Consider the following 16,766-nt stretch of genomic DNA (forward strand, 5'->3'; position numbering starts at 1 on the left):
GACCCGCTGCCCGTCCGGGAACGTCCACGTGAGATTCCAGCCGTTCAGCGCGTCACCGTCGTTGCGGATCGTCGCCGTCGCACCGAAACCGGTGCCCCACTCGTTGGTGATCTGGTAGGTGACAGTGCAGGCGACCGCCGCGGGTGCCGCCACAGCGGGCACACCACCGATCACCGTCACAGCCGCGATCGTCATTGCCAGTGCTCGTCGAGTCATGCCGCGCCGCCTCTCGACAACTGGGAGCGCTCCCAGATTTCACGGCACTGTAACGTGGGCCACGTCGGCCAAGCGGCGGCACTCAAAGTAGTCGCTCCGCCACTCAGAGCTGCGGATTGCGCCCTCCGATGCAAGGATCGTTGGTCCGCGCGTTTCTCTTACCGGCCTCTTGCTGCTCTCTTCGAGTGGTTTCTCTGGGAACGCTCCCGGAGCGCCAATAGCACGTACCCAAACGACCCGACAATTCGACGGTTTTCGATTCGAACTGTCGACGATAATTGACAGGAAACAGATACCCCGCACTACCATCTTGAATTACCGCCGCGCATCCGAAGCAAACGGAGCGCACATGAAGAAACTCGCAGCAATGGTCTTCGTCGCTGCGCTGGCCACAATGCTCGCACCCCAGGCGCAGGCCGCGGGCAGCACGTTTCCCACGCCCACCGGACCGAAGCCGGTCAGCGCGACCATCAAGGTGCCCTCCGGCACCTACGACGGCGGCATGAAGCGGTTCTACGGCACCGGGAACCTCGGGTCCGGAGGCCAGAACGAGAACCAGGACCCGATCTTCCAGCTCGCGGACGGCGCTACGCTGAAGAACGTGGTGCTGGGCGCCCCCGCCGCGGACGGTGTGCACTGCCTCGGCACGTGCACGCTGACCAACGTGTGGTGGGAGGACGTGGGCGAGGACGCGGCCACGTTCAAGGGCACGTCGTCGTCGCAGACCATGACGATCAACGGCGGCGGCGCGCGCAAGGCGTCCGACAAGGTGTTCCAGCACAACGGACCGGGCACGATGTTCATCCGCGACTTCCAGGTGGACGACTTCGGCAAGCTCTACCGGTCCTGCGGCAACTGCAAGAAGCAGTACCAGCGCAACGTCGTGCTGGAGAACATCACGGCGTTCTCGCCGGGCAAGACACTGGTGGGCATCAACACCAACTACGGCGACACGGCACGGCTCTCCAAGATCACGATCGTCGGCGACAGCAGCCGCAAGATCGTCGTCTGCGAGAAGTACCGCGGTGTCACGAGCGGTGAGCCGACGAAGATCGGCAGCGGCCCGGACAGCACGAACTGCCTCTACAGAACGTCCGACGTGACGTACCGCTAGTGAAATGGCCCCCGGGATGAGTTCCCGGCGGCCATTTCCTCACCATATTTCGACAGTGTGCGAACCGATGTGCTCGAAATTCCAGTCGTCACCGATTCCCGGCGACGACGAAAACGACGCTTCTCCGTTTTCGTCGAGGCTTGCGCGAGACGAGATCCCACGACGCCGTGTTGACGAACCCCAGCGCGCGATCCGTGAACCCGCCACCCGATCCCGTTGCCGCTGAGCCATGAGCCGCCACAAGCCGTTCCCGGTCCCACGGTCGTGCCCGCCCAGCATCTGCCGCACGTGCCTGAGCTTGGCCGCGAGCCGGTAGAGCGGCTCGGTGCCCGTACCCTTCGATCCCGAAATCGACAAAATTCGATTCGAACAATTCGAAATGACCTGCACACCCGGCCACTCGTGTGTCAGGTGACATGCTCATCACGATCTGTCAGGTTGTCGCACCATGTTTCGACGACACCACCAGGGCGTTCGATGTGATTCGACGGCCAGATCGTCGAACGGAACTTGTCAGTCTCGTATTGACCGCACCCACCGTCTGGTCTAACTTTCCCGGCCATTGCCCAGCTCCACTCGTACCACCGCAGTACCGGGGGAAGAATGAGACCCAGATCGACCGTTCTGGTGATCGGCGCGATATTCCTGGTGACTGGATGCACCGGCACGCCCACTCCGATCGCGGCCGGACCGCCGTCCAGTCACCACCTCGTCGCGCCGCCGACCATCGCGAACACGCTGACCGTCCAGGGGGTGGAGGACGGCCGCACCGTCCTCCTGTCGGACGGCACGCGGATCCGCATGGCCGGGCTCGCCGCGCCGGAGGAGTGCTGGGCGGGCGCCGCCACCGCGTTCGCCAAGGCGTTCCTGCTCGACAAGCCGGTGAAGGTCGAGCCAGGCGATCCCACGACGGTCGACGAGGTCCCGTTGTGGCTCGCGGACGGCACCGAGTACGCGTTGCTCGCCGTCAGCCAGGGGGTGCTGCGCCACGCCTCGCCGCACGACGCGGCGTTCCGCGACGCCGAGGACGCCGCCGCGAAGGCGGGGCTGGGCCTGTGGGGTGATCCCTGCCGCGGCCGGCCCAAGGGACCCACGAGCACCCCACCGCAGCCCCCCGCCGCCCCCACGCCGAACCCGGCGCCGACCACGACCACCGCCGCTCCGGTGTTCGGGTGTGCCATCACCTACCGCGTCACCTACCGCTGGAACACTGGCTACAACGCCGACGTGACGATCATCAACACCGGGAACGCGCCGATCTCCGGCTGGACGCTGCGCTGGACGTTCACCCGCGGCCAGATCGTGACGGACATGTGGAACGCCACGGCCAAGCAGTCCGGCGCCGAGGTGAGCGCCACCAACGTCTCCTACTCCGCCACCATCGCGGCCGGAGCCTCCCAGCTGGTCGGGTACACGGGAAACCTCCGCGCGGACAACCAGGACCCCATCGGCTTCTCGGTCAACGATCACCCGTGCGAGATCCGGTAACGTCCTTTTAAGACGGACAGGACTTCTCGGAGGAATGGCTGTGCTGGAGATCAGCGGACTGACGTGGGCGGTCACGATCGGGTTGATCGTGCTGCTGCTGGCGGTCGACCTCGTGCTCGCCGCGTGGCGGCCGCACCGGATCGGCTTCCGTGAAGCCAGTCTGTGGTCGGTGTTCTACATCCTCGTCGCCGTCGGCTTCGGCGTGTGGTTCGCGATGGCGCACGGCGGCGAGTTCGGCGCGGAGTACTTCGCCGGGTACATCGTCGAGAAGAGCCTGTCGGTCGACAACCTGTTCGTCTTCGTGATCATCATGACGACGTTCCTGGTGCCGGAGGAGCACCAGCACAAGGTGCTGACGTTCGGCATCGTGCTCGCGCTGATCATGCGCGGCATCTTCATCGCCGTGGGTGCGACGCTGCTGTCGTTGTTCTCCTTCATGTTCCTGCTGTTCGGACTGCTGCTGATCTACACCGCGGTGCAGCTCTTCCGGCACCGCGACGAGGACCCCGACGTCGAGAACAACGTCGTCGTGAGGACCGCCCGCAAGCTCCTGCCCGTCACCGACGACTACGTCGGCGGCAAGATCTTCACCCGCGTCGACGGCAAGCGCATGGCCACTCCTCTGTTCGTCGTGCTGGTCGCGATCGGCGGCGTCGACCTGCTGTTCGCGCTCGACTCGATCCCCGCGGTGTTCGGCGTGACCGAGGAGCCCTACATCGTGTTCACCGCCAACGCGTTCGCACTTCTCGGCCTGCGCGCGTTGTTCTTCCTCGTCAAGGGTCTGCTCGACCGGCTGGTGTACCTGTCGGCCGGTCTCGCGGTCATCCTCGCGTTCATCGGCGTGAAGCTGATCCTGCACTGGGGCCACGTCGACGTCTCCGCCTCGGTTCCCGAGGTGCCCACCCCGCTCAGCCTGGGCGTGATCATCGCCATCCTCGTGGTCGTAACCGCCGCCAGCCTGATCAAGACCCGCAACGACCCGGCGGCCAAGGCGCACCCCGGTTCGCTGCGCGGACATCAGGAACCCAGCGAAACGGACTGACACCGTGGGATGCTGCCCCTTACGCGATCCCGCCGATCTCGGAGGTGCGCCTTGGGTGCCGGCACGTACGGAGACGCCGCCTACCGCTTCCTCGTTCCCGGCGCGCCGCACCACAAGCGCACCGACTCCGACCTGTTCCCTGCCTTCGACTCCGCGCGTGCGGCCACGCTCAACGTGTTCCGGGCGAGGCCCGGCGTCCAGCGCCCGAGCCTGATCTCGTCGTGGTCGGGGACGATCGAGAGCCTGCTGCTGTCGTTCCCCTCCTACGGGGTGCACGCCGCCGAGCTTGCGGCGGGCTACCGCTCCGTGATCGACGCGATGAGGGTCGGAACCCGGTTCGTCGTGGTACACCACGAGAGTGACCGGCAGGTCGTCGAGGGGTGGTTCCGCGGGCACCCGGCCGCGAACGTGTCGTACGTGCCGATGCCGGACTACATCGACTTCACCGACTGGGCCGAGGACGGCTACCTGGCGCTCGTCGACGCCGACGACGAGACGAGCCTGACGTACCTGCTGGAGCCGTGGTCGTTCCCGCGCTCGGGCGACTCGCTGATCGCGGACAGCGTCGAGGAGCACACGTCCGTGCGGGCGAGCCAGGCGCCGCTCGTGTTCCAGGGCGGCAACTGCCTCATCGGCGACGACTTCTGGCTGCTCGGCACCGACTACTTCCTCGACACGCTGGAGCTGATCCGCAGCGGTGAGCTGCCGATCAGCGTGCCGGAGGGACGCACGGAGGTCGAGTTCGTCCGCGAGCTGTTCGGCAGGCACGTCGACAGCGGACGCGAGCTCCAGCTCGTCGGCACGAAAAGCCCTCTGGGACTGAAGAAGTACTACGCGACCGTGGAGAACGGACAGTACCTGCTCGACCTGCCCGGTGGCGGCACCGGCGACCTGCAGCCGATCTTCCACATCGACATGTTCGTGACGCTGGCCGGTCCCGGCGACGACGGCCGGTTCCGCGTGCTCGTGGGCAGCCCTGCGCTCGCCGACTCCGCGCTCGGCACGAAGTCGCCGTTCGCCCTGCAGACCGCCTACGACGAGATCGCGGCCGAGTTCGACCGGCGCGGGTTCGCCGTCGGGCGCAACCCGCTCGTGCATCGGCCCCAGATCACCCAGCGGCTCACGTTCGCGGCGCTGCGCGACTTCGCCGGCACGCCGGACGGCGCCGAGCTGCGTCAGGTCGTCGCCGAGTTCACCGCGGCGGGCGCACGGCCGGAGACCACGATCCAGGTTCGGTCGTGGCACCACATCACCTGGAACAACTGCCTGGTGGAGAACAGTTCCAGCGCGGGCAGGACCGTCTACCTGCCGACGTTCGGGCACGGCGAGCAGGCCGACCTGGCGGTGATCGACGAGGAGATGGAACGGCTGTGGACCGGCATGGGGTTCACGGTGGTCCGGCTCGCCGACTTCAACGCCTTCGCGAGCAGGCTGGGTGTCGTGCACTGCATCAAGAAGTACCTGGGACGGGGTGCGTGATGATCGACCACCTGATCTACGCCGCGCCGGATCTGGACGCGGCGGTGGACGAGGTCGAGGAGCGGTTCGGCGTGCGGGCCGAGGGTGGTGGTCAGCACCTCGGGCTGGGCACGCACAACCGGTTGCTCGCGCTCGGACCGCGGACGTACCTGGAGATCATCGCTCCGGATCCGCGCCAGCCGGAGCCGGAGCTGCCACGACCGTTCGGAGTGGAGGGTGTGACGCGGGCGGGCCTCGTCGGCTGGGCCTTGTCGTGCGACGACATCGAGCAGGCACGAGAGGCGGCGGCTGTCGCGGGCTTCGACCCCGGTGCCGTGATCGACGGGCAGCGGCAGACCGCCTCGGGCGAGGTGCTGCGGTGGCGGCTCACGTCGAACGCGCTCACCGGAGGCGTGGTCCCGTTCCTGATCAGCTGGGGCGACACGCCGTCACCGGCGTTGTCCGCGCCGGCCGGGCTCGTCCTGGAGTCGCTGCACGTCGAACATCCCGATCCGGCGTTGATCACGCCACGGCTGCGCGCTCTCGGGGCCGACGTCGAGGTACGGCTCGGTGCCTCCGCCCTCGTCGCCTCCATCTCCGGACAAGAACTCAGATAAGTAACACTTGACTACTTAGTAACACTTGCGCACGATCTGCGGCATGGATCTGCACGAGGTCGAGCCTGCGCGTGATCCACGGGTGCGCCGCACCCGTGCGGCCGTGCTGCGGGCCGCCTTCGACCTGGTCACCGAACGCGGCACGACGGCGGTCACGATCTCCGAGATCGCCGAGGCCGCGGACGTCAGCCGCCGCGTCGTGTACCAGCACTTCGGCGACCTCGACACGGTGCTGCTGGAGGCCGGGCTCGACCTCGCGCGGCGTGAGCTGCTGCCCCGTCTCACCGACTTCCGCGACGTCGTGGACGGGCGGACGGAAACCCTCGTCCTGGCCCGCCACTTCGCCGACCACAAGGTGTTCTACCGCGCGCTGCTGACCGGGTCCTGCGCCCACGCGCTGGACCGCGGTCTGATCAGCCTGATGCTGCGGGTCAACCGGCCCGGCATCGAGCACCTGTACGGCGACCGGCTGAGCCCTCAGGCCGTCGACGACCTCGCCGCCTTCATCACCGGCGGCGCGGGCTCGTTCGTCACCGCCTGGGTGATCGAGGGCGCGCACGATCCGGAGGCGTTCACCGACCGGTTGATCGCCGTGATCTCCGTTCTGATGGAGGCTCGATGATCAGCCATCTGATCGAGCGCAAGCTGAAGCTCTCACCACCGCTGACCCGCGACGTCGTGGTGCAGAAGGATTTGCGCGTGCCGATGCCCGACGGCGTCGAACTGCTGGCGGACCGGTGGATGCCGCGCTCCGGCGGCGACGGGCTGCCGACCGCGCTGGTCCGCTCCCCCTACGGCCGCCGCCTGTTCGGTCAGATGCTCGCGCGGCCACTGGCCGAACGCGGCTACCAGGTCGTGATCCAGAGCACGCGTGGCGGGTTCGGCTCCGGCGGCACGTTCGACCCGATGGTCCAGGAACGCGCGGACGGGCTTGCGACGCTGGACTGGCTCGTGGCGCAGCCGTGGAGCGACGCGATCGTGCTGTACGGGCTGAGCTATCTCGGCCACGTGCAGTGGGCGGTCGCCGACCAGTTGCCGCCACAGGTCAAGGCGATGATCCCGATCGTGACCGAGTCCGCGCTGACGCTCGAGTTCCTGCGCCCCGACGGAATGTCACTGGAGACACCGTTCGGCTGGGGTGTGCTGGTCGGCACCCAGGAACGCTCGCTGGCGTTCCTGCGCAAACCGCTCCAGGACAAGAAGACCGCGCGGGCACTGCGGACGCTTCCGTTGCGCGACGCCGATCTCGCGGCGTTGGGCGAGCGTTCCGCCTACATCCAGGACATCCTCACCCACGACGCCGATTCACCGCGGTGGGAAGGACTCGACCACAGCCACCGGGTCGAGGGCGTCACCGTGCCGGTCAGCTCGATCGGCGGCTGGTACGACATCTTCCTGCCCGGTCAGCTGCGTGACTTCCAGGTGCTGCAGGCGAACGGCCACCCCGCCCGGCTGACCGTCGGCCCGTGGACCCACGCCGAGTTCAACTCCACGCCGATCGACGAGGCCGTCGAGTTCGGGCTGGCCCACGCCCGCGGTGTGCAGCCGCCGGACCGCGCGCCCGTGCGACTGTACGTCATGGGCGAGGAAGCCTGGCGCGACTTCTCCTCGTGGCCGCCTCCCGGATATTCGCCGCGGCGCTTCCACCTGGGTTCCGGTGGTGTCCTGACCACGGAGTCTGGCGAGTCCTCAGTGGACACCTACCGGTACGACCCTGCCGACCCCACTCCGGCGGCGGGCGGTGTGCGCCTGGCGGCGGACAGCGGCCGCGTCGACAACACGGCGCTGGAGGACCGGCAGGACGTCCTCACCTACACCACGCCCGTGCTGGACGCCGACGTCGAGGTGATCGGCGAGATCAGCGCCGAGATCTGGTTCTCCTCCAGCCTTCCGCACGCCGACGTGTTCGTGCGGCTCTGCGACGTCGATCCCGACGGCCGGTCGTGGAACATCTGCGACGGCCTGGTGAGCCTGACCGGGGCCGACGAACCCCAGTGCGCCACCGTGCGGTTGTGGCCGACGGCGTACCGCTTCCGGCGTGGGCACCGCATCCGCGTGCAGGTGTCCAGCGGCGCTTTCCCGCGCTACGCCCGCAATCCCGGCACCGGAGAGCCCCGCGCCACGGCCACCACGTTGCTCGCGGCCGACCAGACCGTCCACCTCGGACCGGAGCGGCCGTCCGCGATCACGCTGCCGGTCGCCTGAGGTTCACTTCTTGGCCTTGCCCTTGCCCTGCTTGGCCTTGCCGGGCCTGGCCTTGGGCTCGACCTGGACCGTGACCGTCTGCCGCTCGACGACGGGCGCGGGCTGGGTGGACGTCGGCGGGGTGGGGGTGGACGTCGGCTGCGTGATCGCCGGTGGTGCCGACTCCGCGGGCGTGGCCTCGTACTGCACCACGAGCCCCGTGCCGACGGCGGCGGCCAGCACCACCGCCGAGGCGGCGGCGAGGACTCCGCGGGAACGCCGGGGAATCGGCGCCACGAGTGTCGGCGGACCCGAACCGCGCAGGATGTCGGCACACTCCCGCGCGGACGGGCGACGACCGGCGGACAAAGACGTCATCAACGACAACAACCGGGCGAGGTCGAACGGCAGATCGTCTCCGATCACGGGCGGCCGGTGCAGCCTGGCCACCGCCGCCTCGATCTCCGCGCCCTCGTACTCGCGGTGCCCGGTCAGGCATTCCAGCAGCACCAACCCGAGCGCGTACACGTCGACCGCCGACGTGATCTTCCCGCCACGCACCTGTTCCGGCGCCAGGTACGCCGCCGTGCCGACGACCTGATCGGCCCGCGTCAACCGGGCACCGTCCACCAGCCGTGCCAGACCGAAGTCGGCCAGGCGCGGAACGTCGTCATCGTCGAGCAGGATGTTGGACGGCTTGACGTCGCGGTGGACGATCCCGCGATCGTGCACGTGAGCCAGCGCGTCGGCCAGCGCCGCTCCGAGCCTGCGCACCTCGCCGACGCCCATCGGCCCGTTGGCGATCCGATCACGCAGAGTGCGGCCGTCGACCAGTTCCAGCACCATGAACGGTGTGTCACCGCTGGTGTCCGCGTCGTACACGGTCACCAGTCCCGGATGCGACAACGTGGCGAGCGTGCGGATCTCGTTGTCGAACCGCCGCGCGTCGGCCGTGTCGCCTTTGCGGCGGAACAACTTCACCGCGACATCCCGTGCCAGCACGACATCCCTGGCCCGGCGCACCTCCGCTACGCCGCCGGTGCCCAGCACCTCACCCAACCGGTAACGGTCGGCGAGGAGTCGCCTGTCCGACATACCAGAAGGTTCCCCCTGAACGGGTGATCCAACCGTCAGTCCGGGATCGCGAACGCGGCCTCCAGCGGCGGCAGCACGGCACGGGCATCGGCGCCCGCGAACCACATCCCCACCACGAACGCCGACATCGCCTCCAGGTACCGCGCCCGGTTCAGCCCGCCCGCACGGACCGGCTCCGCCTCCAGGTCGCGGACCAGTTGCTCGACGGCCGCGAGCGCCTCCGCCTCATCACCGCACAACGGGACCGCCAGCCGGCGTCCCTCGAACATCCGCTCGTCCGCCTCCCACACCTCGGCGGCACACAGGTTGAACGCCTTCACCACCCGTGCTCCCGGTGCCAGCTGTGCCACCCGTTCGGCGACGGCGTCCTCGCTCAGCACCATGGAGCCGTCGTCCGGCTCGAAGGCGTTCGTGCAGTCGATCAGCGCCTGCCCGTCGAAGTCCGCTTGTCCCAACACTTCCGCCAGCGCGGGCACGGGCACCGCCAACAGCGTCACGTCGCCGAACTCGGCGGCCGCGCGGACCTCGCCGCGCCCGCCGTACCGGATCTCGTGACCTGCCGCGGCCCAGCCGTTGCCCAGTGCCCGTGCCATCTGTCCCGCACCGATGATTCCGATTCGCATGCCGCAGACGCTAGGAAACCCGAAAGGCACCTCCAGGTGCGCAACGGCACTGGCAGGCTGAACGCCGTGACGATCGAGGAGAGGGATCTCGGGCCGTACGGCGACTTCGAGGCGGACTGCCCGGCCAGGATCGCGGTCGACCTGTTCGGCAACTCCTGGCTGACGGTGATCGTCTACACGTTGCGCGACGGCCCGATGCGGCCCGGTGAGCTCCGCGCCACCATCGGCCACATCAGCCAGAAGATGCTCACCCAGACGTTGCGGCGCATGGAGAGCATGGCCCTCGTGGAACGCCGCCGGTACGCCGAGGCGCCGCCACGCGTCGAGTACGAGCTGACCAAGGCCGGACGGGATCTGCTGGTGCCGATCTTCGCGCTCGGCGAGTGGGCCGACGAGCACGGCGACACCGTCCGGAACGCGTTGTTCGGCGAAACCTGATTGTTTGGCCCCTCGCTCGCTTGATCACACCGTGGCTAATGTCGCTGTGCGGCCGCGACAACCGCCAACAACAACGAGGTGGAGAATCATGCGTGCAATTCCGACGTTCGTGCTGACCGCCGCCGCAATAGTGGCCACGGCATTGCCGGCCGCAGCACAGGTCGATGCCGCCGTCGCACTCGCGCCGCAGGGCAGGCTCGAGGCACGGGGTGCCGCGGTCAGCGTGCCGGTGCGGGTGGTGTGCCAGAAGGGCGCGACCGGGTCGCTGTGGGTGCAGGTCACGCAGAACGTCCGCGGCGAGCTCGCAATCGGCGAGAAATACACGCCCAGCGTTCCGTGCACCGGCCAATACCAGAGGGTCGACGTGACCGTCGTGTCCCGCACGAAGGCGTTCCGGCAGGGCGTCGCATTCACGTCCGGTTCGCTGAACGTCTATCTTCCGCCGGACCAGTCGAACACCGTGGAAGAAGACCGCGAAATGATGCTGGTCCGGTAATTCAGCGTTTGATCGCACTCGATGCACGGACCACGAGCTCCGGCTGGAACTTCACGTGCCGGTGCTCGTGGTCCGGCTCGTTCTCGGACAGCAGCAGCTGGGCGGCGGTGCGGCCCAGCTGCTCGCGCGGCTGGCGTACCGACGTGAGCGGCACCGCGGCGGCCGCGGCGAACTCGATGTCGTCGTAGCCCACCACGGCCAGGTCGTCCGGTACGCGCAGGCCCTGCTGCGTCATCGACTGGAGCAGGCCGAGGGCGAGCAGGTCGTTGGCGCAGAACGCGGCGGTCGGGCGGCGTGACGACGGCAGTCCCACCAGCCGCTCCCCCGCGCCGCGGCCTTCCGCCACCTGCAGGTCCTTCGTCTCCAGGAACGTCAGCGCGTCGGCGGGCAGGCCCGCGTTGGCCAGCGCGCGCAACGCACCTGAGTGGCGGTCACGCACCTGCTGGATCGACAGCGGGCCGCCGATCATCGCGATGCGGGTGTGGCCGGCCTCGATCAGGTGGGTCATCGCGAGCTCACCCCCGAGGACGTCGTCGACGGCGACCGAGCAGCGCGTACCGTCGGTCGACTCGCGGTCGACCAGCACCAGCGGGGTGCCGCGTTCGGCGAACTGCGCGCTGTCGCCGTCGACCGGGGTGATCAGGATGCCCTCGACGCGCTGCTCGTGCAGCAGCTCCAGGTACTCGCGTTCGCGGCCGTCGTCGGAGGCGCTGTTGCACAGGAACAGCGCGAAACCCGCCTCCCGGGCCGCGTCCTCCACGCCGCGGGCGACGTCGGTGAAGAACGGGTTCGCCGCGTCGAGCACGACGTAGGCGATCACCCGGCTGCGGCCCGCGCGGAGCTGGCGCGCGGACTCGTTGCGCACGAAGCCCAGCTCGGCGATGGCGGCCAGCACCCGCTGCCGTGTGGCGGGGGCGACGACGTCCGGCCTGTTCAGCACGTTCGAGACGGTCGCGTTCGACACCCCGGCGTGCTGCGCGACATCGCGGATGCCCACTGACGGCTTCACCGGCGGCTCCTTTGTTGAAACGTGACAACGAATCGTACCCCGTGTCTCTTGACACGGGGCCGCGGCGCACTCAGAGTTCTCGTAACTCAGCCGTTAAAACGTTTCAACATCGAGGAGACGTCAACGTGGACCGACCTCCCGTGGTAGCGCTGGACGAGGTGAGCAAGTCCTTCGGCGCCGTCCGCGCGTTGTCCGGGGTGTCGCTGCGGCTGCTGCCGGGCGAGGCCCACGCGCTGCTCGGGGAGAACGGCGCCGGCAAGTCGACGCTGATCAAGACGCTCGCCGGGGTGCACCGGCCCGACGGGGGGCACGTGGAGGTCGACGGCGAACCGCGGAGGTTCTCCGGTCCTGCCGACGCGCTCGCCGCGGGCATCGCGATCATCTACCAGGAGCCGACGCTCTTCGGTGACCTGTCGGTGGCGGAGAACGTCTTCATGGGACGCCAGCCGCTCGGGCTCGGCCGCCGCATCGACGTCGCAGAGATGCACGCCCGCACGTCGGAGCTGTTCTCCCGCCTGGGCGTCCGGCTCGACCCGGCACGACCGGCGCGCGGGCTGTCCATTGCGGACCAGCAGCTCGTCGAGATCGCCAAGGCGTTGTCGTTCGACGCCCGCGTGATCGTCATGGACGAGCCGACCGCGGCCCTGTCCGCCCACGAGGTGCAGCGGCTCTTCGGTGTGGTGCAGGCGTTGCGCGACCAGGACGCCGCGGTGCTCTTCGTGTCACACCGGCTCGACGAGGTGTTCGCGTTGTGCCAGCGGGCGACGGTGTTGCGCGACGGCGAGTTCGTCTGGTCGGGCACGCTCGACGACGAGACCCCGGACTCGCTGGTGCGCCTGATGGTCGGCCGCGAGCTGTCGCAGCTCTTCCCCAAGGAGGACACGACGGCAGGCGAGGTTCTCCTGTCCGTGCAACGACTCACCCGCGAAGGCGTGTTCACCGACGTGTCGTTCGACGTCAGGGCGGGCGAGATCGTCGCACTGTCCGGACTCGTCGGCGCCGGGCGCAGCGAGGTCGCACGGGCGGTGTTCGGCATCGACCGTCCCGACGGCGGCGCGGTGCACGTGCGAGGCCGGAAGCTGAAGTACGGCTCCCCCACCGCCGCCATGGCCGCGGGAATCGGGTTCGTGCCGGAGGACCGCCGCCAGCAGGGACTCGTGATGGACGCGTCGATCGAACGCAACACCGCGCTCGCCTCGCTCGGCCGGTTGTCGAAGTTCGGGTTGCTCCGGCGGAGCTCCGAACGGGCTCTGGCGCAGGACTGGGCGGTGAAGCTGCGGCTGAAGTTCGCGCGGTTGAGCGACCCTGTCGGTGTCCTGTCCGGCGGCAACCAGCAGAAGGTCGTGCTCGCCAAATGGCTGGCGCGCAAGCCGTCCGTGCTGATCGTCGACGAGCCGACGCGCGGCATCGACGTCGGGACGAAAGCCGAGGTGCACCGCTTGTTGTCGGAACTGGCCGGGCAGGGCGTGGCCGTGCTGATGATCTCGTCGGAACTGCCGGAGGTGCTCGGCATGGCAGACCGCGTGCTGGTGATGCACGAAGGCCGGTTGGTCGAGGAGCTTCCCCGCGCCGAAGCGACCGAAGAACGCGTCGCGCTCGCCGCCGCCGGGCAGGTGACGCGATGACCGCCGCGACCGCGGTGGCCACCCGCCGCACCGCCGCCCGCCGCCTCTCCACCCGCGTGGGCCGCGTCCGCGAGCTCGGCATCGTCGTGGCGCTGGCCCTGGTGATCATCCCGACGGCGATCGTGAACCCGAGGTTCGTCCAGGCGCAGAGCCTGCGCGATCTCCTCCTCAACGCCTCGATCGTCGCGTTGCTCGCCGTGGGCCAGACCTTGGTCGTGGTGACCAGGAACGTCGACCTGTCAGTGGGTTCGGTCCTCGGCCTCTCCGCTTTCCTGACCGCGCAATGGTTCGCCGACCACCCCGGCACCCCGCTGCTCGCGGGCATCGGGTTCGGCGTCGCGGTCGGCCTCGCGTGCGGGCTGCTCAACGGCCTGCTCGTGGCACTCGGCAACGTGCCCAGCCTCGTCGTCACCCTCGGCACGCTCTACGTGTTCCGCGGCATCGACTACGCGCTCGCCGAGGGCAGGCAGGTCAACGCCGCCAACCTCCCGGATGCGCTCCTGGACCTCGGCAGCAGCCGCGTCCTCGGCATCCCGATCCTCGTCCTGATCACGGTCGTGGTCATCGCGGCCGCCGCGCTCTACCTCCACTCCTACCGGTCCGGCCGCGAGCTGTACGCGATCGGCTCCAACCCGGAGGCCGCCACCCTGGCGGGCATCCCGGTCGCCAAGCGCACGCTCGCGACGTTCGTCCTTTCCGGACTGATCGCGGGCCTCGCCGGAGCGTTGTGGGTCGCCCGCTACGGCACGGTCGACGCGGCCGCCGGCACCGGCCTGGAACTCCAGGTCGTCGCGGCCGTCGTGGTCGGCGGTGTCGCGATCTTCGGTGGCTCCGGGACCGTGGCCGGTGCCGCGCTCGGCGCCCTCCTGCTCGGCACGATCACCAGCTGCCTGGTGGTGCTGCAGATCCCCGCGTTCTGGCAGCAGGCGATCGCGGGCGCGCTGCTGATCAGCGCCATCACCGTCGACCGGCTCCTCGCGCTGCGGCTCGCGAAGGCCCTGCGCACCACGGAAGGAACCAGCCATGCGTAACCTCCTGCGGTGGGAGACCGCGCTGGTGTTCCTGCTGATCGTCGTCGCACTGACCGGCCAGGTCAGCACGGACGGCTCGTTCCTGTCCGGCGGCAACCTCTTCTACCTCGGCCTCGACATCGGCGAGATCGCTCTCATCGCCCTCCCGCTCACGCTGGTGATCGTCGCGGGTGAGATCGACCTGTCCGTCGCCTCCGTCCTCGGCCTGTCGAGCGCGTTGATCGGCTGGCTGTGGAACGCGGGCTGGCCGCTCGAGACGATCCTGCCGACGGTCATCGTGGTCGGCGCGCTCTGCGGAGCGTTCAACGGTCTGCTCGTCACGAGGCTCGGACTGCCCAGCCTCGCCGTCACGATCGGCACGCTCGCCCTCTACCGCGGCCTCGCGCTCGTCGTGCTGGGCGACACGGCGGTCGCGGACTTCCCGGCGAGCTACACGTCGTTCGGCACGGCACCGGTGCCCGGCACCGACATCCCGTACCCGATCGTGCTCGCGGTGATCCTCGCGATCCTCTTCGGAATCGCGTTGCACGCCAGCTCGTTCGGCCGATCGGTCTACGCCATCGGCGCCAACGAGGAGGGCGCCCGCTTCTCCGGCATCAGGGTGAAGCGGATCAAGCTGATCCTCTTCGTGCTCGCAGGGGCGGTCGCCGCGATCGCCGGCATCGTCTACACGTTCCGCTTCTCCAGCGCCCGCGCGGACAACGGCGTCGGGCTCGAACTGGCCGTCGTCGCCGCCGTCCTGCTCGGTGGCGTGTCCATCTTCGGCGGCAGGGGATCGCTCTTCGGCGTGCTCGCGGGCGTGCTGCTGCTGGGCGGTCTGCGCAACCTGTTGATCCTGCAGGACACCTCCACGGAGGTCCTCACCATCGTCACCGGCCTGCTGTTGCTGGTGAGCGTTCTCGCCCCGTCCCTCACCCAACGCGTCGCAACGCTACGAAAGGCCCACTCATGAACACACGTCTTGTGCTCGCCCTGGTGGTGTCCGGAGCCGTCGCCCTCACCGCCTGCGGTGGCACCACCAAGGACAGCGCGGGCCAGCAGACCGGCGGCGCCACCAACGCCGCCAAGGCCGACCCGAACGCGGCGCTGAAGGAAGGCCTCAAGATCACGTTCCTGCCCAAGCAGGTCAACAACCCGTACTTCACCGTGGCGCAGAAGGGCGCGGAGAACGCGGGCACGGCGATCAAGGGCGAGGTCAAGGCGACCGGCCCGTCCGACGCGGCCGCCAGCTCGCAGGTCACCTACATCAACACCGCCGCGCAGCAGAAGCAGGACGCGCTGGTGATCTCCGCGAACGACGCCAACGCCGTCGCGCCCGCGCTCAAGTCGGCGCGCAGCCAGGGCCTCAAGGTCGTCACGTTCGACTCCGACGCCGCGCCCGACGCCCGTGACGTCTTCATCAACCAGGCCACGTCGCAGGAGATCGCGGCCGGCCAGGTGAAGCTGATCTCCCAGGCGACCGGCGGCAGCGGTGAGATCGCGATCCTGTCGGCGACCCCGAACGCCACCAACCAGAACGCGTGGATCGAGGTCATGAAGACCGAGCTGGCCAAGCCCGAGTACTCCGGCCTCAAGCTCGTGGAAACCGCGTACGGCAACGACGACGACCAGACGTCGTTCCAGAAGACCCAGGGTCTGCTGCAGGCGCACCCGAACCTCAAGGGCATCATCTCGCCGACCACCGTCGGTGTCGCGGCCGCCGCGCGTTACCTCAGCTCGTCCGAGTACAAGGGCAAGGTCCAGCTGACCGGTCTCGGCACGCCGAACCAGATGCGCAAGTTCGTGCAGGACGGCACCGTGAAGGACTTCGCGCTGTGGGACCCGAGCAAGCTCGGCTACCTCGCCACCTACACCGCGGCCGCGCTCGCGTCCGGGCAGATCACCGGTGCGCAGGGCGAGAAGTTCAAGGCCGGTGACCTCGGCGAGTACACCATCGGCGCCAAGGGCGAGATCGTGCTGGGCCCGCCGACGGTGTTCAACTCCGGCAACATCGACAAGTTCGACTTCTGACCGTGCGGATCTGCTTCACCCTGCGGGTCCGGCCCGACCGGATCGACGAGTACAGGGCTCGGCACCGCGAGGTGTGGCCCGAGATGCGGGCCGCCCTCAGCGAGGCGGGATGGCGCAACTACAGCCTCTTCCTCGCCGAGGACGGCCTGCTGATCGGCTACCTCGAATGCGACGACTTCGACGCGGCGCTGGCCGAGATGGCTCGCACGGAAGTCAACGCGCGGTGGCAAGCCGAGATGGCGGAGTTCTTCGTCGGTGACGGCAACCCCGACGAACGGATGCGGCCGCTGGACGAGGTCTTCCACCTCGACTGAAACGCT

Annotated in this window: 18 protein-coding genes; 14 read left to right on the forward strand and 4 right to left on the reverse strand. The window is 68.8% G+C overall.

What is annotated here, in order from left to right:
* Positions 1–195, reverse strand: a 195-nt coding sequence (locus tag JOD27_RS33550; protein WP_239570141.1) for a cellulose binding domain-containing protein, incomplete at its 3' end; no start/stop codon positions are given.
* A gap of 370 nt (positions 196–565) precedes the next feature.
* On the opposite strand from JOD27_RS33550, the gene JOD27_RS33555 reads away from it, so the two are divergent.
* The 7 genes from JOD27_RS33555 to JOD27_RS33585 all read left to right on the forward strand — a co-directional run bounded on the left by JOD27_RS33555 (position 566) and on the right by JOD27_RS33585 (position 8,140).
* Positions 566–1,330 carry a pectate lyase gene (locus JOD27_RS33555; RefSeq protein WP_204766340.1) on the forward strand — a complete coding sequence of 255 codons (765 nt, stop codon included), beginning with the start codon at positions 566–568 and terminating at the stop codon, positions 1,328–1,330.
* Positions 1,331–1,933: 603 nt separating this feature from the next.
* Complete coding sequence (locus JOD27_RS33560; protein ID WP_204766341.1) at positions 1,934–2,818, forward strand: cellulose binding domain-containing protein; 885 nt, start codon at positions 1,934–1,936, stop codon at positions 2,816–2,818.
* Positions 2,819–2,858: 40 nt separating this feature from the next.
* Entirely contained in the window at positions 2,859–3,860 is a 1,002-nt protein-coding gene (locus tag JOD27_RS33565) for a TerC family protein (RefSeq protein WP_204766342.1), read from the forward strand.
* A gap of 51 nt (positions 3,861–3,911) precedes the next feature.
* Complete coding sequence (locus JOD27_RS33570) at positions 3,912–5,339, forward strand: hypothetical protein (RefSeq protein WP_204766343.1); 1,428 nt, start codon at positions 3,912–3,914, stop codon at positions 5,337–5,339.
* The gene (locus tag JOD27_RS33575; protein WP_204766344.1) at positions 5,339–5,935 is read left to right on the forward strand and encodes a VOC family protein; all 597 of its coding nucleotides are present in this window, start codon (positions 5,339–5,341) and stop codon (positions 5,933–5,935) included. The genes JOD27_RS33570 and JOD27_RS33575 overlap by 1 nt, the downstream gene beginning before the upstream one ends.
* A 43-nt stretch (positions 5,936–5,978) precedes the next feature.
* Complete coding sequence (locus tag JOD27_RS33580; protein WP_204766345.1) at positions 5,979–6,557, forward strand: TetR/AcrR family transcriptional regulator; 579 nt, start codon at positions 5,979–5,981, stop codon at positions 6,555–6,557.
* The gene (locus JOD27_RS33585; RefSeq protein ID WP_204766346.1) at positions 6,554–8,140 is read left to right on the forward strand and encodes a CocE/NonD family hydrolase; all 1,587 of its coding nucleotides are present in this window, start codon (positions 6,554–6,556) and stop codon (positions 8,138–8,140) included. The genes JOD27_RS33580 and JOD27_RS33585 overlap by 4 nt, the downstream gene beginning before the upstream one ends.
* Before the next feature lie 3 nt (positions 8,141–8,143).
* Here the strand turns inward: JOD27_RS33585 and JOD27_RS33590 are convergent, their stop codons facing one another.
* A complete protein-coding gene (locus JOD27_RS33590) occupies positions 8,144–9,214 on the reverse strand; it encodes a serine/threonine-protein kinase (protein WP_204766347.1) in 1,071 nt (356 codons plus the stop codon).
* 35 nt (positions 9,215–9,249) lie between these two features.
* Positions 9,250–9,837, reverse strand: a complete 588-nt coding sequence (locus tag JOD27_RS33595; RefSeq protein ID WP_204766348.1) for an NADPH-dependent F420 reductase — start codon at positions 9,835–9,837, stop codon at positions 9,250–9,252.
* A gap of 66 nt (positions 9,838–9,903) precedes the next feature.
* Between JOD27_RS33595 and JOD27_RS33600 the strand changes: the two genes are divergently transcribed.
* Both JOD27_RS33600 and JOD27_RS33605 read left to right on the forward strand, forming a co-directional pair.
* Positions 9,904–10,275: a winged helix-turn-helix transcriptional regulator gene (locus tag JOD27_RS33600; protein WP_307830479.1), complete on the forward strand. Its 372-nt coding sequence runs from the start codon at positions 9,904–9,906 to the stop codon at positions 10,273–10,275.
* A gap of 88 nt (positions 10,276–10,363) precedes the next feature.
* On the forward strand, positions 10,364–10,771 hold the full coding sequence (locus JOD27_RS33605) for a hypothetical protein (RefSeq protein ID WP_204766349.1): 408 nt from the start codon (positions 10,364–10,366) through the stop codon (positions 10,769–10,771).
* A 1-nt stretch (position 10,772) separates the two neighbouring features.
* On the opposite strand, the gene JOD27_RS33610 is transcribed toward JOD27_RS33605, so the two are convergent.
* Complete coding sequence (locus JOD27_RS33610) at positions 10,773–11,780, reverse strand: LacI family DNA-binding transcriptional regulator (RefSeq protein ID WP_307830480.1); 1,008 nt, start codon at positions 11,778–11,780, stop codon at positions 10,773–10,775.
* 125 nt (positions 11,781–11,905) lie between these two features.
* Here JOD27_RS33610 and JOD27_RS33615 point away from each other — a divergent pair, with 125 nt between their 5' ends.
* Genes JOD27_RS33615 through JOD27_RS33635 form a run of 5 tightly spaced genes read left to right on the forward strand, consistent with a single transcriptional unit; the run spans position 11,906 to position 16,760 of the window.
* Entirely contained in the window at positions 11,906–13,405 is a 1,500-nt protein-coding gene (locus tag JOD27_RS33615) for a sugar ABC transporter ATP-binding protein (protein WP_204766350.1), read from the forward strand.
* The gene (locus JOD27_RS33620) at positions 13,402–14,436 is read left to right on the forward strand and encodes an ABC transporter permease (RefSeq protein WP_204766351.1); all 1,035 of its coding nucleotides are present in this window, start codon (positions 13,402–13,404) and stop codon (positions 14,434–14,436) included. Before JOD27_RS33615 ends, JOD27_RS33620 begins: the two co-directional genes overlap by 4 nt.
* Entirely contained in the window at positions 14,429–15,388 is a 960-nt protein-coding gene (locus JOD27_RS33625) for an ABC transporter permease (RefSeq protein ID WP_204766352.1), read from the forward strand. Before JOD27_RS33620 ends, JOD27_RS33625 begins: the two co-directional genes overlap by 8 nt.
* Positions 15,385–16,446, forward strand: a complete 1,062-nt coding sequence (gene rhaS, locus JOD27_RS33630) for a rhamnose ABC transporter substrate-binding protein (protein WP_204766353.1) — start codon at positions 15,385–15,387, stop codon at positions 16,444–16,446. Before JOD27_RS33625 ends, rhaS begins: the two co-directional genes overlap by 4 nt.
* Positions 16,443–16,760 carry an L-rhamnose mutarotase gene (locus JOD27_RS33635; protein ID WP_204766485.1) on the forward strand — a complete coding sequence of 106 codons (318 nt, stop codon included), beginning with the start codon at positions 16,443–16,445 and terminating at the stop codon, positions 16,758–16,760. Before rhaS ends, JOD27_RS33635 begins: the two co-directional genes overlap by 4 nt.
* The last annotated feature ends 6 nt before the right edge of the window (positions 16,761–16,766 follow it).

The sequence above is a fragment of the Lentzea nigeriaca genome, assembly GCF_016907955.1.
GTDB classification, from domain to species: domain Bacteria; phylum Actinomycetota; class Actinomycetes; order Mycobacteriales; family Pseudonocardiaceae; genus Lentzea; species Lentzea nigeriaca.